At 64.4% G+C, this 26278-nt stretch carries 24 protein-coding genes and 2 pseudogenes; 12 read left to right on the forward strand and 14 right to left on the reverse strand.

From position 1 onward, the window contains the following. Positions 1–156: 156 nt before the first annotated feature. Positions 157–1347 carry an aminotransferase class I/II-fold pyridoxal phosphate-dependent enzyme gene (locus ASF26_RS10915; protein ID WP_056253470.1) on the reverse strand — a complete coding sequence of 397 codons (1191 nt, stop codon included), beginning with the start codon at positions 1345–1347 and terminating at the stop codon, positions 157–159. Positions 1348–1532: 185 nt separating this feature from the next. Here ASF26_RS10915 and ASF26_RS10920 point away from each other — a divergent pair, with 185 nt between their 5' ends. From ASF26_RS10920 to aat, 7 genes are all read left to right on the forward strand, one after another. Next, positions 1533–2342: a DsbA family protein gene (locus ASF26_RS10920; protein WP_056253473.1), complete on the forward strand. Its 810-nt coding sequence runs from the start codon at positions 1533–1535 to the stop codon at positions 2340–2342. Positions 2343–2454: 112 nt separating this feature from the next. Next, positions 2455–2952: a type II 3-dehydroquinate dehydratase gene (aroQ, locus tag ASF26_RS10925; protein WP_056253476.1), complete on the forward strand. Its 498-nt coding sequence runs from the start codon at positions 2455–2457 to the stop codon at positions 2950–2952. Positions 2953–2972: 20 nt separating this feature from the next. Then, a complete protein-coding gene (gene accB / locus ASF26_RS10930; protein ID WP_056253572.1) occupies positions 2973–3458 on the forward strand; it encodes an acetyl-CoA carboxylase biotin carboxyl carrier protein in 486 nt (161 codons plus the stop codon). A gap of 11 nt (positions 3459–3469) precedes the next feature. Next, positions 3470–4831, forward strand: coding sequence for an acetyl-CoA carboxylase biotin carboxylase subunit (gene accC, locus ASF26_RS10935; RefSeq protein WP_056253478.1), 1362 nt, complete (start codon positions 3470–3472; stop codon positions 4829–4831). A 132-nt stretch (positions 4832–4963) separates the two neighbouring features. Beyond that, the gene (locus ASF26_RS22665) at positions 4964–5278 is read left to right on the forward strand and encodes a hypothetical protein (protein ID WP_156462954.1); all 315 of its coding nucleotides are present in this window, start codon (positions 4964–4966) and stop codon (positions 5276–5278) included. 405 nt (positions 5279–5683) lie between these two features. Continuing rightward, positions 5684–6016, forward strand: a complete 333-nt coding sequence (locus ASF26_RS10940; protein ID WP_244475896.1) for a hypothetical protein — start codon at positions 5684–5686, stop codon at positions 6014–6016. Between the two features lie 123 nt (positions 6017–6139). Further along, the gene (aat, locus tag ASF26_RS10945; RefSeq protein WP_056253483.1) at positions 6140–6820 is read left to right on the forward strand and encodes a leucyl/phenylalanyl-tRNA--protein transferase; all 681 of its coding nucleotides are present in this window, start codon (positions 6140–6142) and stop codon (positions 6818–6820) included. Positions 6821–6833: 13 nt separating this feature from the next. Here the strand turns inward: aat and ASF26_RS10950 are convergent, their stop codons facing one another. The 3 genes from ASF26_RS10950 to ASF26_RS10960 form a co-directional block, all read right to left on the reverse strand. Further along, positions 6834–7466, reverse strand: a complete 633-nt coding sequence (locus ASF26_RS10950) for a LysE family translocator (protein ID WP_056253484.1) — start codon at positions 7464–7466, stop codon at positions 6834–6836. A gap of 28 nt (positions 7467–7494) precedes the next feature. Then, the gene (locus ASF26_RS10955; protein WP_244475897.1) at positions 7495–8091 is read right to left on the reverse strand and encodes a DUF2155 domain-containing protein; all 597 of its coding nucleotides are present in this window, start codon (positions 8089–8091) and stop codon (positions 7495–7497) included. 233 nt (positions 8092–8324) lie between these two features. Continuing rightward, a complete protein-coding gene (locus ASF26_RS10960; RefSeq protein ID WP_056253487.1) occupies positions 8325–8738 on the reverse strand; it encodes an NADH:ubiquinone oxidoreductase subunit NDUFA12 in 414 nt (137 codons plus the stop codon). Between the two features lie 538 nt (positions 8739–9276). On the opposite strand from ASF26_RS10960, the gene ASF26_RS10965 reads away from it, so the two are divergent. Continuing rightward, on the forward strand, positions 9277–13011 hold the full coding sequence (locus tag ASF26_RS10965; RefSeq protein ID WP_056253490.1) for a vitamin B12-dependent ribonucleotide reductase: 3735 nt from the start codon (positions 9277–9279) through the stop codon (positions 13009–13011). Positions 13012–13155: 144 nt separating this feature from the next. Here the strand turns inward: ASF26_RS10965 and ASF26_RS23395 are convergent. Next, positions 13156–13668, reverse strand: a pseudogene (locus ASF26_RS23395) (IS5/IS1182 family transposase); the annotation flags it as partial. 120 nt (positions 13669–13788) lie between these two features. Then, the gene (locus ASF26_RS10970) at positions 13789–14031 is read right to left on the reverse strand and encodes a hypothetical protein (protein ID WP_056253581.1); all 243 of its coding nucleotides are present in this window, start codon (positions 14029–14031) and stop codon (positions 13789–13791) included. A 144-nt stretch (positions 14032–14175) separates the two neighbouring features. Between ASF26_RS10970 and ASF26_RS10975 the strand changes: the two genes are divergently transcribed. Continuing rightward, positions 14176–15255, forward strand: coding sequence for a YeiH family protein (locus ASF26_RS10975; protein WP_056253493.1), 1080 nt, complete (start codon positions 14176–14178; stop codon positions 15253–15255). Positions 15256–15276: 21 nt separating this feature from the next. After that, positions 15277–15675 (forward strand): annotated as a pseudogene (locus ASF26_RS23400) (3-keto-5-aminohexanoate cleavage protein); the annotation flags it as partial. Positions 15676–15805: 130 nt separating this feature from the next. Here ASF26_RS23400 and ASF26_RS10980 read toward each other — a convergent pair. From ASF26_RS10980 to ASF26_RS11000, 5 genes are all read right to left on the reverse strand, one after another. After that, the gene (locus ASF26_RS10980) at positions 15806–16225 is read right to left on the reverse strand and encodes an FKBP-type peptidyl-prolyl cis-trans isomerase (RefSeq protein ID WP_027172428.1); all 420 of its coding nucleotides are present in this window, start codon (positions 16223–16225) and stop codon (positions 15806–15808) included. A 58-nt stretch (positions 16226–16283) separates the two neighbouring features. Next, the gene (locus tag ASF26_RS10985; protein ID WP_056145661.1) at positions 16284–17435 is read right to left on the reverse strand and encodes a GNAT family N-acetyltransferase; all 1152 of its coding nucleotides are present in this window, start codon (positions 17433–17435) and stop codon (positions 16284–16286) included. After that, the gene (locus ASF26_RS10990) at positions 17432–18796 is read right to left on the reverse strand and encodes a lipopolysaccharide biosynthesis protein (protein WP_056253497.1); all 1365 of its coding nucleotides are present in this window, start codon (positions 18794–18796) and stop codon (positions 17432–17434) included. Before ASF26_RS10990 ends, ASF26_RS10985 begins: the two co-directional genes overlap by 4 nt. A gap of 179 nt (positions 18797–18975) precedes the next feature. Further along, positions 18976–19923, reverse strand: a complete 948-nt coding sequence (locus tag ASF26_RS10995; RefSeq protein WP_056253500.1) for a GDSL-type esterase/lipase family protein — start codon at positions 19921–19923, stop codon at positions 18976–18978. Continuing rightward, the gene (locus tag ASF26_RS11000) at positions 19893–20981 is read right to left on the reverse strand and encodes an OpgC domain-containing protein (RefSeq protein WP_056253585.1); all 1089 of its coding nucleotides are present in this window, start codon (positions 20979–20981) and stop codon (positions 19893–19895) included. Before ASF26_RS11000 ends, ASF26_RS10995 begins: the two co-directional genes overlap by 31 nt. Before the next feature lie 228 nt (positions 20982–21209). Here ASF26_RS11000 and ASF26_RS11005 point away from each other — a divergent pair, with 228 nt between their 5' ends. Then, positions 21210–22754, forward strand: coding sequence for an ATPase domain-containing protein (locus ASF26_RS11005; protein ID WP_056253504.1), 1545 nt, complete (start codon positions 21210–21212; stop codon positions 22752–22754). After that, the gene (locus ASF26_RS11010) at positions 22741–23781 is read left to right on the forward strand and encodes a sensor histidine kinase (RefSeq protein WP_056253589.1); all 1041 of its coding nucleotides are present in this window, start codon (positions 22741–22743) and stop codon (positions 23779–23781) included. Before ASF26_RS11005 ends, ASF26_RS11010 begins: the two co-directional genes overlap by 14 nt. A gap of 10 nt (positions 23782–23791) precedes the next feature. Here the strand turns inward: ASF26_RS11010 and ASF26_RS11015 are convergent, their stop codons facing one another. The 3 genes from ASF26_RS11015 to ASF26_RS11025 are packed head-to-tail and all read right to left on the reverse strand — an operon-like array spanning position 23792 to position 26258. Further along, entirely contained in the window at positions 23792–24178 is a 387-nt protein-coding gene (locus ASF26_RS11015; protein WP_056253506.1) for a hypothetical protein, read from the reverse strand. Then, on the reverse strand, positions 24175–25773 hold the full coding sequence (locus tag ASF26_RS11020; RefSeq protein WP_056253509.1) for a peptidase S10: 1599 nt from the start codon (positions 25771–25773) through the stop codon (positions 24175–24177). Before ASF26_RS11020 ends, ASF26_RS11015 begins: the two co-directional genes overlap by 4 nt. Positions 25774–25805: 32 nt before the next feature. Further along, positions 25806–26258 (reverse strand): DNA polymerase III subunit chi, encoded by a 453-nt coding sequence (locus ASF26_RS11025; protein ID WP_056253512.1) that lies wholly within the window; start codon positions 26256–26258, stop codon positions 25806–25808. Positions 26259–26278: the final 20 nt, after the last annotated feature.

A 26278-nucleotide genomic window follows, 5' to 3' on the forward strand; every position in this document is an offset into this window, starting at 1 on the left:
AGAGCCAGAACAGGTCTGCCATCATCGCCTCCATGCTGAAAACCGCGAACGTGAATCATAAAACTGCAGCGTCAGCAATATCTTGGTTCGGTTCAGACCCTAGAATGGAGGACCCCGGAGCGATCCGGGGCCATTTTTCTGTCGATGGGCGAGACATCACCCAAGCCACGACTTCAGGCGCCGCACGGCTTCCACGCAATCCCCTTCGGATCCCGCGAAGGAGAACCGTACATGGTGGCCTCCCTCGGCAGCGTCGAAATCGAGGCCAGGGGTCGCGGCTACCCCAGCCTGCTCCAACATCCGGCGGCAGAAGGACGATGCGTCGTCGGTGAGGCCGGCGACATCAGCGTAGAGATAGAAGGCCCCATCGGCCGGATGTGTTCGCCCCAGGCCGAGAGAGGGAAACGCGTCGAGCAGCAACGCCCGGTTCGCGGCGTAGCCGAGGCGGATCGTCTCTGCCTCCTCCGTCGCATCAAAGGCCGCCAGTGCCGCGACCTGCGACAGGTAGGGGGCCGAGATGTAGAGGTTCTGCGCCAATCGCTCGACCGGCCTGACCAGCCAGGGCGGGACAACCATCCAGCCGATGCGCCAACCTGTCATGCAAAAGGTCTTCGAGAACGAATTGATGACGATGGCGTTGGCATCGAATTTCAGCGCGGTCTCAGTGGGAATGCCGTAGCTGAGCCCGTGATAGATCTCGTCCGAAATGAAAGGCAGCCCAAGATCTCGGGCAGTAGTACAGAGCTCCGCCAGACGGGCAGGCTCGATGACCGTGCCCGACGGGTTGGCAGGGCTCATCACCAGGATTCCGGAGAGGGCCTCGCGGCGATGGAGGGCGCGCAAAGCCTCGCTCGTCGGAGCGAAGCGGTCCTTCTCTCGCTGGATCATGGGCGCGGGAACGAGGTCCAATGCGTGGAGGATGCTGCGATAGGCGGGATAGCCTGGCTGCGGCACCGCAATACGCGCCCCGGCATCGAACAGGCTGAGGAAAGCCAGCACGAAGCCTGCCGAGGAGCCGGTGGTGACCACAATTCGATCGGGTGCCACAGCGACGTCATAGGTGTCGCGATAATATCGGGCGATGCGCTCGCGCAAGGCCGGGATTCCGCAGGCATCGGTATATGGCAGCCTGCCAACTTCCAGAGCACGTTGCGCGGCCTCGATCACGCGGCGCGGCGCTGGAGCAGAGGGTTGGCCAATTTCCATATGGATCACGCCGTCGCCCTGCCTGTCGCGGATCGCGGCGGCCGCCATGATGTCCATGGCAAGGAAGGGCGCCACGCGACTCGCGCGGAGAGAGGTCTTGGCGGAAATGCTGATGTCTGGGCGATCGTCGGCTGGTGTCATGGCGCTGGCTTACTCTCCTGCGCCCTCCCCTTCCAGGCCACCGATCCGTTCCGCGTCTACGATGGGGGATCTGGTGAGTCGGGCGAACAATTGACCCGCCGCCGCGAAAACGCCTAACCCGGTGGCTAACGACCGGTTGTCCCGCGCCTGATCACGGCCGACGGGACGCGACCCCGCGAGGATCAATGCGCCTGCTTCGCCACCTTCTTTCGTCCGTTGCCCTCGTCGGCGCGCTCGCTTCCGGCGTTTCGAGCGCTATCGCGCAGGCCCCTGCTCCCGTGCAAACGGCCCCGGCCCCGGCTGCTGCCTTCACCGATGTGCAGCGCCAGGCGATTGAAGCGATCATCAAGGACTATCTCGTCAAGAATCCTGATGTCCTGCAGGAGGCCATCGCCGAGGGTGAGCGGCGCCAACAGGAGACGCAGAAGCTGGCGCAATCCGCCGCTCTGAAGGAATCCCGAGAGGCTCTGGTCAACTCACCTCACGGCGTCGTGGTCGGCAACCCGGCCGGCGACGTCACTCTGGTGGAGTTCTTCGACTACAATTGTGGTTATTGCCGAAAGGCACTCGCCGACATTCAAACGCTGCTGAAAGGTGATCCCAAGCTGCGCGTGGTTCTGAAGGATTTCCCCGTCCTCGGCGCGGAATCCCTCGAAGCAAGCAAGATCTCACTGGCAGCCAAGCAGCAGCTGAAGAGCGACAAGCTTTTCGAGTTCCACGTCAAGTTGCTGGAGAGCAAGGGTCGGGTCAATGGCGAGCGCGCAATCGCCCTGGCCAAGGAGATGGGCCTCGATATCGCCAAGCTGCAGAGGGATGCACAGGGGGCGGAGGTGAAGGCAGCGCTCGCGGAGAATGTCGGCCTCGGTGACAAGCTCGGCCTTTCCGGCACGCCCGCTTTCATCATCGGCGACGAGATCATCCCCGGCGCTGTCGGCGTCGACCCGATCCGCAAGACCATCGGTGACATCCGCCAGTGCGGCCACGGGAGTTGCTGAAGGCGTATGCTCCTCGGCGATTGTTCCGGCCTGCGCCTGTCGCTATCCGGAACGATCGTCTACGACCACTGCCCCGACCGCTTGGCTCAGCCGGCGCTTCGAACGCGATATCATGATCCCGATCCACGTCCTTCATGGACCGAACCTGAACCTTCTCGGCCGCCGTGAGCCCGGCATCTACGGGACCGCGACGCTCGACGACATCGAGCGTGACCTTCGTGCGCGCGCGGAGACACTCGGCGTAGCGCTGACCGTGCGTCAGACCAATCACGAGGGCGAACTAGTGGGTTTCGTGCAGGAGGCGGGCTTTGCCGGCGCCGGCGTGCTCATCAACGCTGCTGCCTACACCCATACATCCGTCGCCTTGCGTGATGCCATTGCCGGTAGCGGCGCTATTGCGGTCGAAGTGCATCTCTCGAACGTGCATGCGCGGGAAGCCTTCCGGCATGTCTCGCTCATCGCGCCGGTCTGTGCCGGAATTATCTGCGGTTTCGGTCCGCACAGTTACGGGCTGGGCCTGGAAGCCCTGGTGCGGCTGCTCCAGTCCCGTCTGCCCTCTCTCCCCTCGCTCTTGTCCGACGCTTCGTCGGACGCCAACTCTCAAGACTGACCGGAATGGCCAAGGTGCCGATGCCTAAGAACGAACCTTTCGATCCCGAGCTCGTTCGCGAACTCGCCAAACTCGTGACCGAGACGGATCTGACCGAAATCGAAGTGGAGAAGGGTGACCTGCGTATCCGCGTGGTCCGCCGGATCGAGCCCGTGCATGTCCAAGTGGCGGCACCTGCACCTGCCGTGGCGGCGGCCGCACCCGCGGCGGTGGCGCTGCCCGTGGCGGGCCCCGGCGCCGCCGGCGAACGGGCCAAGGCCGGGGCTGGTCATCCGGGCGCCGTGCCCTCCCCCATGGTCGGCACCGCCTATCGCCGGCCCTCGCCGGATGCAAAGGCCTTCGTCGATATCGGCTCCCAAGTGGCGGCAGGCGAGAAACTGCTTCTGATCGAGGCGATGAAGACCTTCAACGAGATCGTCGCGCCCCGCGCCGGAACGGTGACCGCGATCTTCTTCGAGGATGGTCAGCCGGTCGAGTTCGGCGAACCTCTCCTCGTCATCGAGTGATAGCGCCCCCCATGTTCGAAAAGATCCTGATCGCCAATCGTGGCGAGATCGCCCTGCGCGTCCTGCGCGCGGCCAAGGAACTCGGGATCGCCACCGTGGCGGTGCATTCGACTGCGGATGCCGATGCCATGCATGTGCGGCTCGCCGACGAGAGTGTCTGTATCGGTCCGCCTTCGGCCCGGGACAGCTACCTCAACATTCCCTCGATCATCGCCGCCTGTGAGATCACCGGCGCGGATGCGGTGCATCCGGGCTACGGGTTCCTGTCGGAGAATGCGCGCTTCGCAGAAGTGCTGGCGCATCACAATATCGGCTTCATCGGCCCCAAGGCCGAGCACATCCGCATCATGGGCGACAAGATCGAGGCCAAGCGGACAGCCAAGCGGCTCGGTATCCCTTGTGTGCCCGGCTCCGAGGGCGGTGTCGACGATCCGGTCGAGGCCAAGCGAATCGCGGCGGAGATCGGATATCCGGTCCTGGTGAAGGCCGCCTCCGGTGGCGGTGGCCGAGGCATGAAGGTGGCGCGTACGGAGGCCGATCTCGAACAGGCCCTCGACATGGCGCGAACCGAAGCGAAAGCGGCGTTCGGTGACGATGCCGTCTATCTCGAAAAATATCTCGAGAAGCCGCGCCACATCGAAGTTCAGGTTCTGGGCGATGGTCGCGGCAAGGCAGTCCACCTAGCCGAGCGCGATTGCTCGCTCCAGCGCCGTCACCAGAAAGTCTGGGAGGAAGGCGGATCACCGGTGATCGACGAGGCGACCCGTGCCGAAATCGGCGGTATCTGCGCCCGGGCGATGCAGGAGCTGCAATATATCGGCGCCGGAACGGTCGAGTTTCTCTACGAAGACGGCCGGTTCTACTTCATCGAGATGAATACCCGTATCCAGGTGGAGCATCCCGTAACGGAGATGATTACCGGGGTCGATCTCGTGTCCGAGCAAATCCGTGTGGCCGCTGGCCTGCCCCTCTCGGTGACGCAGGAGGACATCAAGGTCACGGGTCATGCCATCGAGTGCCGGATCAACGCCGAGCATCCGGCGACCTTCCGTCCGTCGCCTGGCCTCATCACCTACTTCCACCCGCCCGGCGGGCTCGGCGTACGCGTCGATTCTGCCGCCTATCAGGGATATCGCATCCCGCCGAACTACGATTCGCTGATCGGAAAGCTCATCGTTCACGGGCGTACCCGCCAGGAATGCCTCATGCGCCTGCGTCGCGCCCTCGACGAGTTCGTGGTCGCCGGCGTTGACACGACGCTTCCGCTGTTCCGAACGCTGGTGCGCAATCCGGAGGTCCTCGCGGGGGCCTACGACATCCATTGGCTGGAGAGCTTCCTCGAAAGCGGTGGCCTCTCGGAGACGACGACCTGAATGGCGCCGACAAACGGCTGAGAGGAACTGCTCCGCTTAAAGCTCGTTCTCTGGATAAGAAGTTTCTTATTGCGCGCAATCGAGGGTGACCGCCCGGCGCAATGGGAGCACGAACCCAGAAGGACGAACGTCATGCGCATTGCAAAGCTTACCGTCGCTGCCCTACTCCTCGCAGCCTCCCCCGCCTTGGCGCAGTCACCCTCAGGCAACGTCTCGCAGCCGGAACGGGCTGTGCCACAGGCCGGCACGACGACGGGTGGGCCGCTCGACAATCCGTCCACGCGGGATATGCCGCCGGCCACCGGCAGCACGAGCCGCCCAGTCGGCGAGAACGGGATGTCCCCGGGAGCCGGCGCAGTCGATTCGGCAAAGGGCGGCAATGCCGATCAGACCAACAAGGGCATGGGAGCCAACACCGGTTCCACCTCCGGCGGGCCGGCGCGCTAGTCACAGCGCTTTCTCGTTGCTTGATTTAGAACAGCCTGCCCCAAGGGGCAGGCTGTTTTGTTTTGACCAGCAGCACAGATAGTTCTTCTGCCTTGCGAATTGTTACGACGAAAGAATGTTTTCTTCGCCTCCGTACTCGAAGCTTATTGGTATCCTCATCCAAAAATAGAATTTGCAGCGCACTGGGACAGAAGAATCTACTCCCTTCAATGCTCGTTCCGAAGGAATGGGTCTTTGATGTCTGTTTTCACCCCCGGTGAGATGCGACACATTGCCGGCTCAATACATTTGGAACGTCTGGCGGCGATGAAACTTATCCGAACAGTCCGGCCCGGCCAGCGCCTCTTCTGACATCAATAGGCAGCTACCGAGAGGCCGATCACCTTCATGATAATCGAGATCTTCATGCGCACCCTGACCATCGCCGTGTTGGCCGTTTCCTTGAGCGCCACCGCCGCCTTCGCCCAGTCTTCATCCGCTTATACCGGTGCTTCCGACCGCATCGTCCCGCTGACTGCTACGCAAGCCGACGGTGCGAACGATCAGCCGCCGGTTTACGGCGCTTACCGTGATGCCGAAGGTCGCGTCGACGTCGAGGATACCGGCAGCGTGCGTAGCGGCCCCTTCATCTCGAATCGCGAGGCGGTGTTCGAGGATTCCGCGAAGGGCGGCAATGCCGAGCAGAATCAGCGTTCCAACCCCAATCTCGGCACGACTTCGGGCGGCCCCGAATTCTAAGATCGATCTTTTTCACAGGACGGGTCGGCGGAGCGAAAGCTCCGCCGTTTTTTGTTCGAAGCGACGCTGGGTGATGCATCGTCCCTCTGGCTTTCGCGCGCCCGAGGCGTCACATTGGGCGCCATGCAGCACGACCACGACGGCGACCGCGTGGACATCACTCCGCAGATCTTGCTGAAGGCCTATGCCGCCGGAATCTTTCCCATGGCGGAAGATGCTGATGACCCGACCATCTATTGGGTCGAGCCGAAAGCGCGCGGGGTTCTGCCGATCGACCGTTTCCACGTCTCTCGTCGGCTCGCCCGTACAATACGGTCTAACCGTTACGAGGTTCGAACAGACCTTTATTTCGATGGCGTCATCGCCGGCTGCGCCGCTCCGCGAGGAGACGGGGAGAAGACCTGGATCAACGCACGGATCCGAGAACTCTACCGCGCCCTCTACGATGCCGGCCACGCACATACGATCGAAGTCTATTCGGAAGGACGGATCGTCGGCGGACTTTACGGCGTCTCGCTCGGAGCGGCATTCTTCGGTGAAAGCATGTTCCACGTCTCCCGCGACGCATCTAAGGTTGCCCTTGTCCATCTGATGGCGAGGTTGCGGATGGGTGGATATCGCCTCGCCGACACGCAGTTCGTCACGGACCATCTGATCCAGTTCGGAGCCGAGGAGGTGCCGCGCCATGTCTACAAACGTCGGCTCGCGGAGGCGATCGCTGAGGAGGCAGTTTGGGATATCTGGCCGAAAGAGCGGGCCGTGAGCGGCGAGGAGGTGCTCGCCACGATAGCCCGGGAGACCTGAATCGCTGTGCGCGTCAGCGGGTTCTGTCGAGCGCCATGCGCAGGGCGAGACTTCCGAGCACACCGCCCATGATCCAGCGCTGGGCTCTCAGCCATCCGGGATTGCGCGACAGAAAGACGGCGATCGATCCTGCCGCCAAAGCGATCAGCGCATTCACCGCGACGCTGATCGAGATCTGGACAGAGCCCAGCATCAGTGTCTGTCGCAGCACCGAGCCGCCCGAGGGTGTCACGAATTGCGGCAGAAGCGCGAGATAAAGCATCGCGATCTTCGGATTGAGGAGGTTGGTGAGGAAGCCCATGGCGAAGAGCCGGCCCCGGCTATCGGGGGCGAGCCGGCTCACCTCGAACGGTGAGCGGCCGCCGGGCTTTAGCGCCTGCCAGGCAAGGTAACCGAGATAGAGGGCGCCAGTCAGTCTCAGCGCGTCGTATGCATAGGGGATCGCCAGGATCAGAGCGGTGATGCCGAAGGCGGCACAAAGCATGTAGACGACGAAACCCAGCGCGACCCCGCCGAGGGAGACCAGAGCCGCCCCGCGGCCCTGGCAGATCGCACGGGAGACCAAGTAGGCCATGTTCGGCCCCGGCGTCAGCACCATTCCGAGGGAGACGCCCGCGAAGGTCAGGAGGGTGACGGCGTCGGGCATGCTCTAAAACTCCGTTGCCCGGCCGATCCTACCGGAAGATGGCGTCGAAGATCGATTGCGGCTGCTGCGGCGGCGGAGCCGGAGCCGGGCCTTCGTTGGTCGGGAAGAATTTCCGCGACGGCTTCTGCTTCGGCTGCACCGGAACTCCGCGCGGGGCCTCCACATCGACCTGCCCGTTCGGGTTGACCTGTTGGGCCGTACGCGTCGGGTCCGAGTTTCGCTGGCGCTTCGTCCTCTCCGGCTTCGAGGCCATGGCGGGCACGTCTTCCTGCTCGCGGGCCTCGGCGATGATGTCGTTGCCACCTTTGCAATCCACGAGCCACACATCGTAGATCGGATGCTCGATGGCATGCAGACCCGGGCTCGCCGCGAACATCCAGCCAGTGAAGATGCGGCGGTACTTGTTGTCGAGGGTTACCTCGTCGACTTCGAGGAAGGCCGTGGTCTTCGGGCTCTCGGTGGGCGGGCGGCTGTAGCAGACGCGCGGGGTCATCTGCAGTGCGCCGAACTGCACGGTCTCGTCCACTGCGACTTCGAACGACACGATCCGCCCCGTGATCTTGTCGAGGCCGGAGAACACCGCGGTCGGGTTCTTGATCTTGTCGGCGAGAGCATGGCCGGTCATCGGTAGGCTGAGCGCCGCGGCACCCGCGAACAGAAGGCCGGCTCCGATGGCGGGATGCAGATGGCGGTGAAAGAGCATGCGGCTTACCCGGCGCGGGACGATGAGGCGTCTGCCCTAAGTCAGGGCGGTCGCGATGTCATGCACCGATAGACAGGCCAAGCATGGTGTAAAAAGGGCGGCCCCACAATGGGTATTGGATCCGGCATCGGCGGCCGCTCTCATTCGGCGAAGCGCTATTCCGGGCTCCAGGCCGCGTAGTCACCGCCCGTCACGGCCTTGTTGCCCGGATTGAGTTGAGACCCCTTCGGACGGTACGCCGCGTTGGTTCCGGTGAGATTCTCCACATGCGGCTTCTGCCACTCGCGCGGGGTGTAGCTCTCCTCACTCGGGGGAACGTCACCGTTATGGCAGAGCCAGCCGCGCCAGCCGGGCGGGACCTTCGATGCATCGGCATAGCCGTTATAGACGACCCAGCGGCGCTCCGGCCCGACCGAGCGGTCGATCAGCGGTCCGATGGCCTTGTAATAGGTGTTTCCGAAATCGTCTTTGCCGACCAGCTGGCCGTGCCGGGCCGTCATGACGGCAAGCGACATGGTCTGCCCGTTCCACCATGTGAAGATCCGCAGAAGCGTGTCCTTGAGAGCCATCGCACTTGCCTGAACCGGACCGGCGCGACCGCCCGTCCTTCGTTGGCCGGACTATGGTCAGGGGCTGGCACGAAGTCCAGCGCGACTCGGACGGGGGAGAGCTATCGGCGCGCGATCAGCGATCCGGCTTCTCGGGTGGTGCGGCGGGAATCACACAGCCGACGCGTCTTAACCAAAAGCTTACATCACCGAGGCGGCGTCCGCCCTGTGAACGCAGAAATTTTCCAGCCGGATTCCTGCAACGGAAAACAGCACTTATCGCCGCCGCCGCGATATCCACAGGTTTTACCGCAGCACCACAACATATAGCGCGGAACGTAGCCGGCACACACAAGTTGTTGACGTGGAGGGAGTGTCCGAGATAGCTTTCAAAGGTGGCCGGGACGACGGGTTCGGTCCGGTAGCCCTAAGCATTTTCGGCCATCTGACAGCGCGTCGCGAGCGTTCGCGAGCGCTAGCCTTCGTCAGACTTCAGTGAATCGGCGGCTGCGCAGGGCGCGGCGGCATCGTCGACTCTTCGACAAGGGATACAGGGTTCATGCGGTTCGAGCGGCGTTACACCACGGCCGGGCAATCCCCCTACGCGACCATCGCCTTCCGCAAGGCGTTGAGCGAAATTCGCAATCCGGACGGATCGATTGTGTTCCGGCTGGACGGCATCTCGGTGCCGGAGAGCTGGAGCCAGGTCGCCAGCGACGTGCTGGCGCAGAAGTACTTCCGCAAGGCCGGCGTGCCGGCGCGCCTGAAGAAGGTCGAGGAGAACGACGTTCCCTCCTTCTTGTGGCGCTCCGTGGCCGACGAGGCCGCCCTGGCGGAACTGCCGGAGGCCGAGCGCTCCGGCTCGGAGATCTCATCCACTCAGGTGTTCGACCGGCTCGCCGGCTGCTGGACCTATTGGGGCTGGAAGGGCGGCTACTTCACTTCGGAGGAGGACGCCTCCGCCTTCCTCGACGAGCTTCGCTTCATGCTGGCGAAACAGATGGTGGCGCCGAACTCGCCGCAATGGTTCAACACCGGCCTCCACTGGGCCTACGGCATCGACGGTCCGGCGCAGGGCCATCACTATGTCGATTACCGCACCGGCGAGTTGGTGAAGTCGGCCTCGTCTTACGAGCACCCGCAGCCGCATGCTTGCTTCATCCAGGGTGTGCAGGACGACCTCGTCAACGAGGGCGGCATCATGGACCTGTGGGTCCGCGAGGCGCGCCTTTTCAAGTATGGCTCGGGCACCGGCTCCAACTTCTCCATGCTGCGCGGTGAAAACGAAAAGCTCGGCGGGGGCGGCAAGTCGTCGGGCCTGATGTCGTTCCTGAAGATCGGCGACCGGGCGGCCGGCGCGATCAAGTCCGGTGGCACCACCCGGCGCGCAGCCAAGATGGTCATCGTCGACATCGACCACCCGGATATCGAGCAGTACATCGATTGGAAGGTGAAGGAGGAGCAGAAGGTCGCCGCCCTCGTCACAGGCTCCAAGATCGTTTCCAAGCACCTCCAGGCGGTGATGAAGGCCTGCACACAGTGCGAGGCCGAGGGTGATGCCTGTTTTGACATCGAGCGCAATCCCGTCCTCAAGAAGGCTGTGAAGGCCGCCCGCAAGGAGATGGTGCCGGACGGCTACACCAAGCGCGTCATCCAGTTCGCCCGCCAGGGTTTCACCAAGATCGATTTCCCCGTCTACGACACCGACTGGGATTCCGAGGCCTATCTGACGGTTGCCGGCCAGAACTCGAACAACTCCGTCTCGCTCACCGACGACTTTTTGCGCGCGGTGGAGCGTGACGAGGAATGGCATCTGACGGCTCGGACCACCGGCAAGTCCGTGAAGACGGTCCAGGCCCGCGAGCTCTGGGATAAGATCGGCGAAGCCGCTTGGGCATCTGCCGATCCGGGCCTGCATTTCAATACGACCATGAACGATTGGCACACCTGCCCGTCCGCTGGCCGGATCCGCGCGTCGAACCCATGCTCCGAGTACATGTTCCTCGACGACACGGCCTGCAATCTCGCGTCCGCCAACCTGCTGACGATGTACGATCAGGCCAGCGGCGAGTTCGACGTAGCTGCCTTCGAGCACCTCAACCGGCTTTGGACCGTGGTCCTTGAGATCTCGGTGATGATGGCGCAGTTCCCGTCGCGGGAGATCGCGGAGCTTTCCTATCGCTACCGTACCCTGGGTCTCGGTTACGCCAATATCGGCGGCCTGTTGATGAGCATGGGCCTGCCCTACGATTCGCATAAGGGTCGGGCGCTGGCCGGTGCCCTGACCGCCATCATGACCGGTGTCGCCTACGCCACCTCGGCGGAAATGGCTGCCGAACTCGGGCCATTCCCGGGCTACGACGAGAACGCGGATGCCATGCTGAAGGTCATCCGTAACCATCGCCGCGCGGCGCATGGCGAGGCTGCGGGATACGAGTTCCTTTCGATCGCGCCCGTCCCCCTCGACATCGCCAACATCCCTCAGCAGAATTTGGCGGAACGCGCCAAAGTGGCGTGGGACCGCGCCCTTTCGCTGGGCGAGGAGCATGGCTACCGCAACGCCCAGGCGACCGTCATCGCGCCCACCGGCACGATCGGTCTCGTGATGGATTGCGACACCACCGGTATCGAACCGGACTTCGCCCTGGTGAAGTTCAAGAAGCTCGCCGGCGGCGGTTACTTCAAGATCATCAACCGCGCCGTGCCGGACGCTTTGCGTTCCCTCGGCTACCGCGAATCGGAGATTGCCGAGATCGAGGCCTATGCCGTCGGCCATGGCTCGATGGGGCAGGCTCCCGCCATCAACCCGGGCTCCCTACGCGCCAAAGGCTTCACCGACGACAAGATCGCCGCCATCGAGGCAGGCCTGAAATCGGCCTTCGACATCAAGTTCGTGTTCAACCGCTGGACCCTCGGCGACGACTTCCTCAAGGACGTGCTTCAGGTTCCGGCCGACAAGCTCGCCGACCCGACCTTCGAGATCCTGCCTTTCCTCGGCTATTCGAGAAAGGACATCGAGGCGGCCAACACGCATATCTGCGGCGCGATGACCCTGGAGGGAGCCCCCTTCCTAAAGCAGGAGCATTACGCGGTCTTCGATTGCGCCAACCCGTGCGGGCGCATCGGCAAGCGCTACCTCTCGGTGGAGAGCCACATCCGTATGATGGCGGCGGCGCAGCCCTTCATCTCGGGCGCCATCTCGAAGACCATCAACATGCCCAACGACGCCACGGTCGAAGATTGCAAGAACGCCTACAAACTGTCCTGGACGCTGGCCCTCAAGGCCAACGCCCTCTACCGCGACGGCTCAAAACTCTCTCAGCCCCTGAACTCGGCCCTTATCGCCGACGAGGAGGAGGATACTGAGGAGGCCATCGAAGCTCTGGTGGCGCAACCGGCTACCGCCAAGGCCGCACAGCTCGCGGAAAAGATTGTCGAGCGGGTGATCGAGCGCGTCGAGCGTATCCGCTCGCGCGAGAAGCTGCCCGATCGGCGCAAGGGTTATACTCAGAAGGCCGTGGTCGGCGGCCACAAGGTCTATCTGCGGACCGGCGAATATGAGGATGGCCGCATCGGCGAAATCTTCATTGACATGCACAAGGAAGGCGCCGCCTTCCGATCGCTGATGAACAACTTCGCCATCGCGATCTCGATCGGCCTTCAATACGGCGTGCCGATGGAAGAGTATGTCGACGCTTTCACCTTTACCCGGTTCGAGCCGGCCGGATTTGTCCAGGGCAACGACGCGATCAAGAACGCTACCTCGATCCTCGACTACGTGTTCCGAGAACTGGCGATCTCGTATCTCGGCAGGATGGACCTCGCCCATGTCGACCCCTCGGAAATCGGCAATACGGTGATGGGCAAGGGCGAGGGCGAAGGGAGCCGCAGCGGCGGCGACAGGCCGGATCCGGTGGCGTCCAGCGTCGTCTCGCGCGGCCTGCTGCGCGGATCGGCCGACCGGCTCACCCTCATCCAGGGCGGCCCTGGCGGCGGCACCGTGGGCATCGGCTCCGGTAATTCCGGAACGAGCGCCCCGGCCGGCGGCATCGTTCACGCCCTGCGGGGAGCAACGGCATTGAAGGCCGAACCGGAGCTCGCGGGCCAAGCCGAAAACCTCATCACCGCCCTCCCCTTCGCCAAGGCCGAGCGCACTGTCTCGGATCGGCGGGCGGAGGCCAAGATGAAGGGCTATGTCGGAGAATCCTGCCCCGAATGCGCGAACTTCACCCTCGTGCGTAACGGAACTTGCTTGAAATGCGATACGTGTGGCGGGACGACAGGCTGCTCGTGATGGTGTTAGAGAAAAACTGCTATTACGACGGGCAATAGAGCATTGCGGTTTTATTAGTGTTTCTGTCTATTCGAATGACATGAAGCTGCGTTTGAAAGGACGGCGCGCGGAGAAATCCGCGCGCCGTCCTCTATTTACAATGTATTATAAGTTCCGAGCCTGATTGAGGCCCAGGAGCAAGAGCTTCGGAAAGCCTCTGGCCTGCTTGATCTGCACAAACACTGGCTCGACGATATGCTTCCTCAGGCGGTAGCGGCTCCGGCGGCCAGCACGTTTCATCCACGCGGCCATCGCTCGCATCGGGGGAGTCTTTCGTCAGCGTGAGAAGGCCGGCCGCATCCGCCTTTCTATGACTCGCCCGACCCGGAGCCAGCTACGCAGTAATCGGCCGCTCCCCCAGAGCAGCCAAGTTTACCTCGGTTGGTAAAGCATGCATCGCCGGAGAACGCGAACGGCTGACGCCTGAAATGACTGCGGACTTCGTCGATAATCGGCACCAGGGCGCGGGAGTCGGCGGAGGTCGTAAAAGGGCGATGCGCTACGATGATCTCATTCGCGTCATCGACGGCAATCTGCCCGTTGTCGCCCTGCACGAGGCCATCGCGCCTGCAGGATCCGGCTGTCCGGGTCGGTAAACGTGCGCTGTGCTCGGTCGGGCTGCCCCCGTCCACACCGGCCAAATGATGAAAAGGGTGGCTGTATCTCTTGCCCCGATCAAGAAAGCGAACGCCGCGATATCTCGCCGACACCTATTGGTCGACAGGAATCGACATCACGTCAACGTATGGCCGTAACGAACGCCCCGATCTGCGCTTTGGCAAGGGTCAAGGTATGGCCAAGTGGCTGATCGTTCAAATAAACCCGCCCCGCAGTCAAAGTCAGGGCGAGTGTCCAGAAGATCGCGATAGCGGCATTGCGCGCCCGACGATCGCCCTGCACCATGTGCGTGGTGCGGTCTTCTCCCACCGGCTCGCCATACGGATCGAAGCTGGTGACGTTGGCATCGGAACACGTGGTCATGGGCATTAAGATCGGGCTTTGCGTGCCAGCGATCAATGGATAAGACTTTTGAAATTCCCGCGGTATGGAGCGCGACTTTCTCTTTTCGTCGAGCCATGTGGAAGTTTTTTTCGGGGAGCCTAGAGGCAACTCCGAGCGGGTGGAATGGGCGTGAAGGCATCCTCGAATCTGACAATCCCGACGGGAGCGGCCACGTCGCATAGGCGATCGGCGCTTCTGCCGGGCATCGTCCTCTGCCTCGGTGTCACCGGGATCGCCATAGCCATCCAAGCCTGGGAGGAGCGGGCCACCGGGCACCCCTATATCGAAGCGCTCGTGATCGCGATCCTGTTCGGCATTGCGATCCGCACCGTCTGGATGCCGGGAGAGCGCTTCCGGGCAGGGATTGCCTTCAGCGCGAAGCAACTGCTCGAACTGGCCGTGACGTTGATGGGAGCGTCGGTCAGCCTCGGCGCCATCGTCGCCTCAGGACCCGCACTTCTCACCGGCATCGTCGGCACGGTGTTGCTGGCGATCGTCTCGAGTTACGCGATCTGCCGCGGTCTCGGCCTGCCGGCCCGGATGGCGATCCTGGTTGCCTGCGGCAACGCCATCTGCGGAAATTCGGCCATCGCCGCCGTGGCGCCGGTGATCGGAGCCGATAGCAAGGACGTCGCCGGCTCCATCGCCTTTACCGCCGTGCTCGGCGTGCTGATGGTGCTCGGCCTGCCCCTCTTCATCCCCCTCGTTGGCCTATCGGATCACCAGTACGGGGTGCTGGCGGGCCTAACCGTCTACGCTGTGCCGCAGGTGCTCGCCGCCACGGTGCCGGTGGGGCTGCTCAGCACCCAAGTCGGCACGCTGGTCAAGCTGGTGCGTGTATTGATGCTCGGCCCCGTCGTCATCGCCTTCTCGCTCATCGCCCATCGGCTTCCTTTGGAAGACGGAGTTCGGAAAGCATCGACGGGGCGGCTCGGCTTCACCAAGCTCGTACCCTGGTTCATTCTGGGTTTTCTCGGGCTGGCAAGCCTGCGTTCCCTCGGCCTGATCCCTGAGGCGGCCTCCGGGCCGGTGAGGCAACTGGCTGGATTCTTGACGATCATGTCCATGGCCGCCCTGGGCCTGGGCGTCGATGTCCGGGTACTGGCCCGCATGGGCGGGCGGGTGACGCTTGCCGTCACCGGCTCTCTGGCCGTCCTCCTCGCCATCAGCCTTCTTCTCATCCGCGCCCTCGGCATCTCTTGATCGCCTGATCCGCGGTGCGCCGAAATCGAGATCTTCGACCTCTCGCACCTGTACGGCGCCCGGCGTCTTCTCGATGAGGGGTTGAAGAATGCCCGTCCCCGCGTCCCTTCGTCACCCGCCTGAAGAACGCTCTTCCTGCCAATGAGCGCCTCCTCGACCTGCTCCTCGAGGAGCTGAAACGGATCCTGCCCCCGGGCGACCTGGACCGCCGCCGGCACCGGCCGGCATCCGGCCGAGGTATTGGATTGGGCGCATGCGCGCGAGGACGATGCGGTGCGGACTGGAAGACAAGATCCGTGTCCCGGAGCACCAATTGGCAGCCAGCAGCGCTGAACTCGTCGGGCTAGCCATCGAACGGGGTTTCGCCGCGGCCGGGACGTCGCCGACCCCTACGCGGCTCGGGAGCTTCTCGGTCTCGCGACCTGTGCCTTCTGTGCCAAGAGGGCTGCAGGCGAAGCTCTTCACCGCCTGCAGCCGCACCGGACGCGTCTTTCAGGGCTCCCGGTACCTCAAGGTTAGGACCGGGGCCGCGCCGTTCTCCAGCCGGCCTTCAGTTCACGCCGAGCAGTTCGACGTCGAAGATGAGCGTGGCGTTCGGGGGGATCAGGCCACCGGCGCCGCGTGCGCCATAGCCGAGGTCGGATGGGATGATGAGCGTGCGCTTGCCGCCGACCTTCATCGTGGCGACCCCCTGGTCCCAGCCGCCGATGACCTGTCCGATACCGAGGGTGAAGCTGAAGGGCTGGCCCCGGTCGCGGGAGGAGTCGAACTTCTTGCCGGGCTTGCCACCATCGTCGAGCCAGCCGGTGTAATGGACGCTGACCTTCTTGCCGGTCTGTGGCGAGGGGCCGGTGCCGACGACTTCGTCGCGATATTGAAGGCCCGAAGGCGTGGTCACGGTCTCGGCGGATGCGGAAGCGGTCATGGCGATCAACAAGGCTCCGGTGAGGGCAAGAAGCGGACGACGCATGCGGATGGTTCCTGTCTGGCGTGCCGAACGGGCCGAGTAGCACGGCTGCGCCCGCGCGTCAGCGCCTGCCCAAGACCCGCTTGATCAGCGCCTTGCAATCGCGTTCGATCATGACAAGGCGAATCCGTCGATCTACGGGAAGCAAGCGGGACGCCCGGCGCGGGGCGGCGACGACCTCGCAGATCGTCTCCCGGTCCGGAAAGAGATCCTCTAGGACGGAACCGGCCAATGTCGCCGAATCGAGCCGCTGGGCGAACCCCGTCTCGTGCAGCATCTCGATGATCCGTGCCTCGAGCAGGAGCCCCGGAGCGTTGGAGCGCTCGGTCTCGTCATAGGTCGTCTTCAGAAGCGTGGCCGTGCCGCCTGTCAGAAGGGCGAGGCTGATCGAGAGGGGGCGACCGTCGAGCCGAAGGATATCGGCGCGTAGGCCGATCGGGCCGCTCCCGTCGGCGAAGAGGGCTCGCGCAAAAGCCTCGTGCTGTGGCTGACAAGTCAGCGCCGTTCTGGCTCTGCCCTTCCATCCGGCCCGTTCGAGACTGAGGAAGCTGGTGACGGCATCGCGCAGGTGTGCGCCATCGGTGGCGACATCGAGGATGAGCGTACCACGCTTCGATAGACGCCGATCGCGACGGTTCAGATCCTTCAGGCGCGACCGGTTCGGATGACCTACGAGGAAGGCGTCATATGAGGTGCGGCGCTCTACGATCGGTCGTTCGAAACTGTGTGCGGTGCCATGCTGCCAGCCCGCCCGATCCATCGCCGCGAGCAGTTCGCCACCGAGCCTCGTCGAGGTGGGAAGCAGCGGCCAGCGCCAGAGATGGCCGCCGGAGGCGGATTGTAGACCCGCCACCAGAAGATCGAGAATTTCCTCCAGGTCCGGGTCGTCGGCAACGAGCGGACTCGTCTGCGTGATGAAGGGTGAGAGGAAGGGGCGTGCCACCTTCATTCCGAGCCCGCAGACATCGCGCTTGCATGCGAACGGTAGTAGCGCATCGAGGCCGCTCGGACCCCGCACGGCAACGAAAGCGAGATCCGTATCGCCTAGTCCCGCAGCGTGGTGGGCGGCGATGACGTGGCGGCTGTAATGCGGATGCGTGGTGAGCGCCCGGGCCATCAGCGCGTCCCAGGCACCGGGATCGGCAGCCAATTCCGAATATGTGACGATCGAGGCGGAGCGTCGGCCGTTCGTCCCTCGATGCTCGGTCTTCATGAACCCGCGCGGCTTGGGAACCGCAGAACCGGCGTCACGATGCCGTGTACGAGGAAAGCCGCCATCGCCATGCCGGCTCCGCGAAGGATGGTGGCCAGTGCCATGGCGATGGCGGCCCCCATGGCGCCCATCGACGGGACGAGGACCACACACAGAAAGGCTGCCACGGCCAGCGTTGCCAGTGTGATGGCGGCGCACAGACGTTCGCCGTCGATCATGGTCAGCAGGTCCTCCCCCGGCCCGAACAGGCTTGCACCGACATTGCCCAAAACCAGCACGGCGAGGAGCGGGAAGCTCGCGCCGAATTCCGGCCCGAACATCGCGAGCAGGAACGGTCCCGCCGCCACGATGACGAGACCGACCGTCACCGTGGCGGCGAATGTGAGCCGGGCCTGGATGCGGACGAAGCGTTTCAGGCCCGGAGCATCCCGGGACGCATGGATGGCGGCGAAACGCTGAGCGGTGGCCGCGGATGCGGCGTAATGCACGAAGGGGACGAATTGCTGGATCCGGGTCGCGACGAAATAGAGGGCCACCGCAGTCGGCGGCATCATCATACTCAGGATGACCACATCGATCATGGTGAAGGCGGAATGGGCAAGATCACCCGCCGCGATTGGCAGGCATGCCCGGAGCCAGATCCGCCAACGGTATCGCGGTGGCTCCGAGGGCAGAACGGCGCGAAGGCGCAGGATCAGAAGCCACGCTTGGATCGCCAGGGCGATCCCGGTGGCGACCAAGGTGCACGCGACGGCAACCCAAGCCTGCGCCGGCGCTCCCGCGGCGACGGCTCCCGCCATGGCGGCCATGATCAGGCACTGGCGGAGGAGATAGGGTGGCGCGATGGCGAGCACCGCCCAGTTCTGGCTGCGGGCGACGCCCTCGAGATAGTCTTGCAGGGTGAAGAGCGGCAGGACCAGCGCGGCGACGAGCAGTGGTCCGGCATACGGTCCTCCGAGGAGGGTACCCTGCATCCAGACCAGTGCGAGGCCGAGACATGCGACGGTGCAGGCGCACGCGGCACTCACCCAAGCGCCCCCGATGAGGAACCCCCGGACATGGACGAGGTCGGCCCGTGCTTGGTCGGCGGGCAGGAAACGGCAGGCGCCCTGGGCGAAACCCAGTGTCGAGGAATGCCCGAGGATGGCGATCCAGACCCAGATCGAGGCGAATATCCCGTATTCCGTCCGCCCCATCAGGCGCGCCATCAGCACTTGCGCCCCGTAGGCGAAGACGGCGGCAGCGATACGGATGGTGAAGACGTCGAGTGCCGCTCCCGCGGCACCTGCGCGGAACGTCTTGAAGCGGACGATCACCGCTCCGAAGGTGCGACCCTCCGTCCCATCAGTTGCTAAGCTCACGTCGCCCCTTCGAGATCTCAAGTCAGGCCCTGGCCTCGTTCCGGAAACAGGACGCCTGTCTTCGGACGAGGTCACGCAATAACCGGGGCTTTTTTTCGCATCGTTCCGGCGTCGGTGTTCAGAGCGACACCCGTTGCGGCCGGGCTAAAAGAAACCAAGTGCGCATGTCACCGTGCGCATCAGGGCTTGTCCTCCAGCGATGCACCGCCGCTCCGTGGGGGCGACGGCTTGACCGAAGCATCCTTCGGCGGCGCGACGATCAGGGCCGGCGCGCCGGCCGTCCCCGTCGCCGCAGGGTCGGGCTGTAGCAGGGAGAGAGTGATGGCCCGCGTCACGTGTTCGGCCATGCAGCGCAGGCCGAGGTCGTTGAGGCGGAACTGGCGCCCCAGCATGTGCGCTTCGCCCTTGTCGCTACTGCCGGACAGGTAGCGCATCGCCTCGTAGCGCTGTACCAGCGGAACGCCTTCGCGCAGGGCCACTTCCTGCACCTTGCGGACGATGCTGCTGTAATATTCGTCCTGGGCCAGCGACGCCGTGTAGACGGGATTGACCAGCACCACGTCGATATCGTGCGACTTAATCCACTGAACCGTTTCGTCGAGAGCGCTCGCGAAGGCATCGAGATCGACGCGGGCGAGTGCATCGTGGGTGCCGACTTGCCAGACCACGAGATCGGGCTCCACCTCTGCCACCATACTGCGCAGACGCTCCGCCGCGCCGGAGGCTATCTCACCCTGCATGCCCCGGCTCTCGACTTCCACATCCACATTGGGAAGCGAGCGTTCCAGTGCCGTCTCCAGCTTGACCGGATAGGTCGCCGAGGCCCCGGCACCGGCCGAGGACGAACCGATGGCCAGAACGCGGACCGGACGCTTCTCCTTGAGCGCCGCTTTGACCGAGTTCAACCGGGCGAGGGTGTAGAGCTTGGAGCCGGGAACCCGGCATTCGGGCGACAGGCTCACATCGACGGCCTCCGACGCCTCGCCGCCCGGAGCGGGCGCCGCTGCGGTCGGTGGTGAGACGATCGTCGCACCGCCCTCCGCCCTGGTCTGCGATGATCCGACGATCATTCCCAGTAAGGCGAGGCCGAGGGAAATCAGGAGTGCCGAGGTTTGCGCGAGCGCCATTCGACGAACCATGCAGTGAAGCCCAGAGCGAACAAGCCGAATCCCATGACGCCGACATCAACCAGGATGCCGCCCCCCGTCCAGAACCGCACGAGTTGTGCGGCTAGGCTCAGGAGCGAGCCGATGGAGAAGACTGCCAGTGAATTACGACCGAGTCCCGTCAAATATCGACCGACCGCGCCGACATGCGGGACGATGAGCGCGTAGACCCCCTGGAAGGCCAGCAGCACTCCGATGAAGTGGATCAGCCGGGCGGGCGCCAGGTAGGTCTTGTCGAAAGAGAAGACGAGGCGTGGATCGGGAACGAGCAACGGGTCGGGCCTGAGATCGAACACCGATAGCACGATGCCGAGCACGACGATGACGACACCCAGGGGCATCAGCCGCTTTGACCAGCGCCGGAGCGTGTCTGATTCGCGGTTCAGATCCTGGCCGACGAAGCCGAGTACGAGCAGGAGCTGCCAGCACAGAGGATCGAAGAACCAATCCCCCTCCCCCGGCCAGGATGGCAGGTTCCATTCAAAGACGAGGCTTGCGGCATAGAGGGAGAAGGACAGTCCGAGCGCCGCGACGCGGCTTACCCGGCCCAACAAGATAAAGACGGGCGCGATGCCGAGAAGCACCACATAGAGCGGCAGGATGTTGAAGAAGCCGAGCTGATGCGTGAGCAGCACGAAACCGACGGTGGTCTGTATAGGATCGGCGAAGAAGCCGCCGGCGTTGTGCCACTCCAGAAGAAGCGGATTATCGAGAAGTAACGCCGTCCCGGCGATCATGGCCAATGCGATCGCCATCGTCGTGATCTGGGCACGATAGACTTCGATCGTGCGTGAGAGCAGCCTCAAGATACTTTTGAGCCGCGATTCCGGCTGTCCGTCGCGCCCGCGCGTTGCGATCCCGATCGACCATCCGGCCAGGAAGACGAACAGCTCCGCCGCATCCGAAATGCCGTATTGCGAGTAGGTGTAGCGCTCGAACGTGTTGCCCGGGATGTGGTTGACGTAGATCGTCACGAGGGCGAGGCCGCGCCAGAAATCGATCGCGTTCGGTTCGCGCATAAGGGATCCGAACTCCGGAATGTCGGGCGGGTTGGAGGAGCGCGAAGCGGAATCGGAGGCCGCCTCGCCGCGCAACGGCACGGTCTGATAATGCGGTACGCCGCAATCTGCAAAGGCGGTATCCGATCCGTCCCGTACGGGATGGATCCGCACTGTGGCCGATTTATCGGGGACAGGGCCGGCGCGGAAACTTATGCTGCGATCATGCCGTACCCACCGGACACGACGATGTCAGCCAGTTCCGCCCCCGATGCCCAACCGATTCCCACGGGAGTTCCGGGGCTTGATGTGATCCTGGCGGGAGGATACGCGGCCCAGCGTGCCCATCTCATCGAGGGACGGCCCGGTGGCGGCAAGACGACCCTCGGCCTCCAGTTTCTTCTCGACGGCGCCGCGCGGGGCGAGACATGCCTCTACATCACCCTGTCGGAGAGCCGCCGCGAGTTGATGTCCGTCTCCGAGCGGCATGGCTGGTCGCTGGAGGGGATCGAGATCTACGAACTCGTTCCGCCGGAACTCAGCCTTGATTCGAAGCTGCAGCAGAGCCTCGTCCATTCGTCCGATCTCGAGCTCGGTGAAACCGTGCGCATGGCCTTGAGCGAGATGGAGCGGGTGAAGCCGAGTCGAGTCGTGTTCGACAGCCTGTCTGAGATCAGGCTGCTGTCACAAGGGTCGCTGCGCTACCGGCGCCAGGTACTCGCACTGAAGAGCTACTTCCTGCTCAACGACATCACAGCGGTGATGCTCGACGATCTCAGCGCCGAGCATGACGACCTCAACCTGCATTCCATCAGTCACGCCGTGATCCGGCTCGATCAGATAACGCCGGCCTATGGTGCCCCGCGGCGGCGCGTCCACGTCATCAAGATGCGGGGCACGGAGTACCAGGGCGGCTACCACGATTTCGTCATCCGTAAGGGCGGCATCCTGGTGCATCCGCGCCTGATCGCGAGCGACCATCCGAGCAGCTTCAAGACCGGCTCGGTGGAAAGCGGCGTCGCCGAACTTGATCGGGTTCTGGGCGGCGGCCTCGACCGGGGGACCACGAGCCTCATCGTCGGGCCGTCGGGCGCCGGAAAATCCACGCTCGCCATGAGCTACCTGGTGGCCGCCCTCGGGCGCGGCGAACGCGGTCTGATCATCAGCTTCGACGAGACGCGCGGCATCCTGCTGCAGCGTGCCCGGAGCGTAGGAATGCCCCTGGCGGATTTCGTCGAGGCCGGATCGCTGCAGATCGAGCAGATCGACCCCGCCGACGTATCGCCCGGCGATTTCGCGGGACGTATCCGCGCCGCTGTGGAGAACGATGCGGCTAGGATCGTCATCATCGACAGCCTGACCGGCTACATGACCGCCATGGCGGGCCAGCCCTACCTCGTCATGCAGATGCACGAGCTCGTCACCTACCTGAACCAGCAGGGCGTGGTGACGATCCTGATCCTCGCCCAGCACGGCATGGTGGGGAAGATGGAATCGCCAGTGGACTTGACCTATGTCAGCGACACCGTCGTGATGCTGCGGTTCTTCGAGGCCGGCGGCCGGGTTCGCCGGGCCTTGTCAGTCCTGAAGAAGCGAACTGGTCCGCACGAGGACACGATCCGCGAGTTCAAGATCGACGCCGGTGGATTGCGGGTCGGCGAGCCCCTGCGGAAATTCCGCGGCGTCCTGACGGGCGTGCCCACCTATGACGGGAACGGCGACAATCTCCTCGTCGAACGGGTCGGGGCGGATGGACAGGACCTCGACGAGCCCGGACGCGATGCCGCATCCTGAACCGGTCGTCCTGATCCTCGCCCCTTTGGGACGTGACGCGTCAGTGGCCTCGGCGATCCTGGCGGAAGTCGGTATCGCTTCGGAAGCGATCTCGACCCTCGACGCCCTGGTGGCCGGCCTCGACGGCGCCGCCTGCGCGGTGATGACCGAGGAAGCCTTGCTGCGCTGGGACCGCAACGCCATCGCCCAATGGGTCGAACGGCAGCCGCCCTGGTCGGATTTTCCCTTCGTGCTGCTCAGCTCTCGCGGCGGCTCGCCGGATGTGCGGCTCACCGATCTCCTGGGCAACGTGACCGTGCTGGAACGTCCCTTCCACCCGGCGGTGCTGGCCAATGCCGTGCGCTCCGCCCTGCGCGCCCGGCGGCGGCAGCGCGAGGTTCAAGCCTATCTGGAGGAACGCCAGCGGACGCACGAGCGGCAGGCCCTGCTGATCCGCGAGCTTCACCACCGCGTCAAGAACACCCTTGCCACCGTCCAGGGGCTGCTCGGAGCGACGGCGCGCTCTACCAAGGATGTGAACACGTTCTATCATTCGTTCTCGGACCGGATCGTCTCGCTGGGCAAGACGCACAACCTGCTCACCGAGGATTACTGGCAGACGGCCCCGCTGCGCGAGCTGCTGCAGAACGAACTCGGTCATTACAACGATGCGACGACCAGTCGGATCATCCTTGATGGACCGGCGATCGAACTGGCCGCGGACCTCGCCGTCCCCACCGGCATGGCGATCCACGAGTTGACCACGAACGCCACCAAGCACGGCGCTCTGTCGCTGCCATCCGGGCGGATCGCGGTGCGCTGGAGCGTCGATCGGCGAGAGGCCGGGCGGGTGCTCGACCTGAGCTGGACGGAAACGGGTGGTCCCCCCGTGACGCCGCCGGAGCGCAAGGGATTCGGCTCGACGCTGCTCCAGCGCGTGCTCGCGCAGCAATGCAATGCCGAAGTCGTCATCGCCTACGAGGTCGAGGGGCTACGGTTCCAGATGGTCGCCCCGCTGCCCGAGGATCGGCTGGTGCCAGCATATTGACCCGTCGGGATCAGGATTTCACGATTCGGTCGAGGCGGCCATTGACGAAGAAGTACAGCTCCTTGGCTCCCGGCTCGCTGTAGAGCACCTGGACCTCGCGGCCGGAGCGCCCCTCCCCGACCAGGACGTCCGTTGCGGGCTTCGCCTTTAGCCGGACGAGATCGCACTCGCCGATTCCGGGCTCGATCACGGTCGCGGTACCCGGCGCTGCCTGGCTGCAGGTGCCGTCGGCATTGAGCACCGGCCCTGTGACACCGGGCGACGGGACCGGCGTCACGGCGACGGGGACCGGCACGCTAACCGGCGCTTCGCGCTCGCCGGTGGTGCAGGCGCCGAGGAGGACGAGACTCGCGAGATACGCGGCGGCCGTGCCCCATCGTGGAGAGGCGTTCGTCACTTCACGTCCTTCGAAGTGCCGGACCGCGCCTTCAGCGCAGCCGCGTAAAGATCGGAGGCATCCTTGTGGAAGGCCGCGCGAGAATCGGGCCGCGAATAGAACATATGGCCTCCCGGATAGACCGCGAGGTCGATCCGCCTGTCGCCGCCGAAGGCCGGCAACTGGTCGATGAGGAGCTTCGAGGTGAAGTACGGGGTCACGAGATCGGTGAAACCGTGGGCCACGAGGACGCGCAGGTTACCGTCGAGGGCCATGACGCCGCGGAGGGCACCGAGGGATTCCGGCGCCATGCGCCCAGAACCCCAGCCCCAGCTCCGGCTCACAGCGCCATTGAGGAGTTCGTAGCGCAGGTCGGGCACACGGTAGTTCAGCTTCGCGGCGTAGAGTTCGATCATGGCGCTGGTCAGCGGCGCCTGCATAGCCGTGAGCAGCGGGTCCTCGAAGCCTGAGAAGGTCGCGGCCGGGTCGGGGTCCCATCCGGTGATGCCGGTATCGTAGGCGCTGGCGACGCGGCCCTCATCCGCGCCGATCTCGCGCTGGACGCTGTTGGAGCTCAAGCGTCCGGCCTGACGGCGGACGAAGGCCGGATCGAGCCCCGTGATGGCTCCCACCCTGTCGCCGAGCCGGGCAACGGCGGCCTGGTCGGACGGCCCCTTGAGCAGGTCGGCGAGATAGTCGCCGGTGGCATAGGCCTCGGTCTCGGCCAGAGCTTTCCTGCTCGGCGTGCCGCCGGCCCGCTCGATGGCGGCGGCGGCATAGGATGGCAGCTTCGTCACGTGGCCCCAGGGGGTCGAGCGCGGCGATTGCAGCCAGGCGAAATCGAGCACCGGCGACAGGAGGACCATGCCGGAGAGGCCGATGCCGATCTCTTCCTGCAGCTTTGCCGCGATGAGCGGCCCGCGAAAGCCGCCGTAGCTCTCCCCGACGAAGAATTTGGGCGCCGCGATCCGGTCGTTCGTGCGCAGCCAACGGGCAATGGCCGAGGACAGGACCGACGCATCCGCATCGACGCTCCAATAGCGTTTGGCATCGCCATCCGTCGCGCGGCTGTATCCCGTTCCCACGGGATCGAGGAAGACGAGGTCGGTGAAATCCAGCCATGTGCCGTCGTTGGGGACGAGGCTCACGGGCGTGGACGGGCTGATGCTCGTGCCGTCGAGTGGGAGGCGCCAGGGGCCGATCGCGCCGATATTGAGATAGGCCGAGGCCGCGCCGGGGCCGCCGTTGATTGCGAAGGTCACGGGCCGGGTCGCATCGCTCCCGTCCACTAGACGATAGGCGATGAAGGCGATCTCCGCCTGAAGCTTTCCGCCCTCGTCCACGAGGGGCAGGCTGCCGGCCGTGGCGGTAAAGCGCAGGATACGGCCACCCGGCAGGGTGACGCTGTGCTCGGTGGTAACGTCGGATGGAAGTTTGCGCCCTTCCGGGCCTCGCTGCTCGGCGGCACGCCTTTCCTGCGGCCTGTCGCCCCCCTGAGGCGATTGCGCCATGCTGGGCTGGGTGGTGATGAGGAGGATTGCGGACAAGGCGAAGGCGAGCAGCCTGGCGCCGCCCTCGCCACGGATCAGGGACGGGACGATCGAACCTCGAATCATGCAGCTTCCTTTGAGGTGATGGGCCAGAGCGCTCACGCCTTCTTCTGCCAGCGCCCGGATTCGTCCTGCTGCCAATAGGCTATGGTATGGCCCGCCTCCTTGGCCTGCTTCCATTGCGCCCGCGCACCGAGCAGGGCGTCCTGATCGTTCCCGTCGAACAGGATACAGATCCGCTGGTACTCCGACGCATCCGGCGGCAGCGGCACACCGTCCACGAGAAAACGGATGGCGGCGGCGTTGGGGTTGCCGTCCTGCAGGGTCAGAACGACGGGCTGGCTCGCCGCCTGCGGGTCACGGTCCGTCCCGTGCGGCAGGAAACTGTCGTCGCTATAGGTCCAGAGGTGATCGTCCAGCGCCTGGAGCCGCTCTTCCCCCGAGACCTGAATCGCCGCGCGCCATTGGCGCTCCAACGATCGCTCGACGAGGGTCGGCAGAACCTTCTCGAGGGGTTGCTGCTGGAGATGATAGAACAGGATTTCGGTCACAGGGGTCAGGATAGGCCAAT

The sequence above is a fragment of the Methylobacterium sp. Leaf93 genome (assembly GCF_001422345.1).
Taxonomy (GTDB): domain Bacteria; phylum Pseudomonadota; class Alphaproteobacteria; order Rhizobiales; family Beijerinckiaceae; genus Methylobacterium; species Methylobacterium bullatum.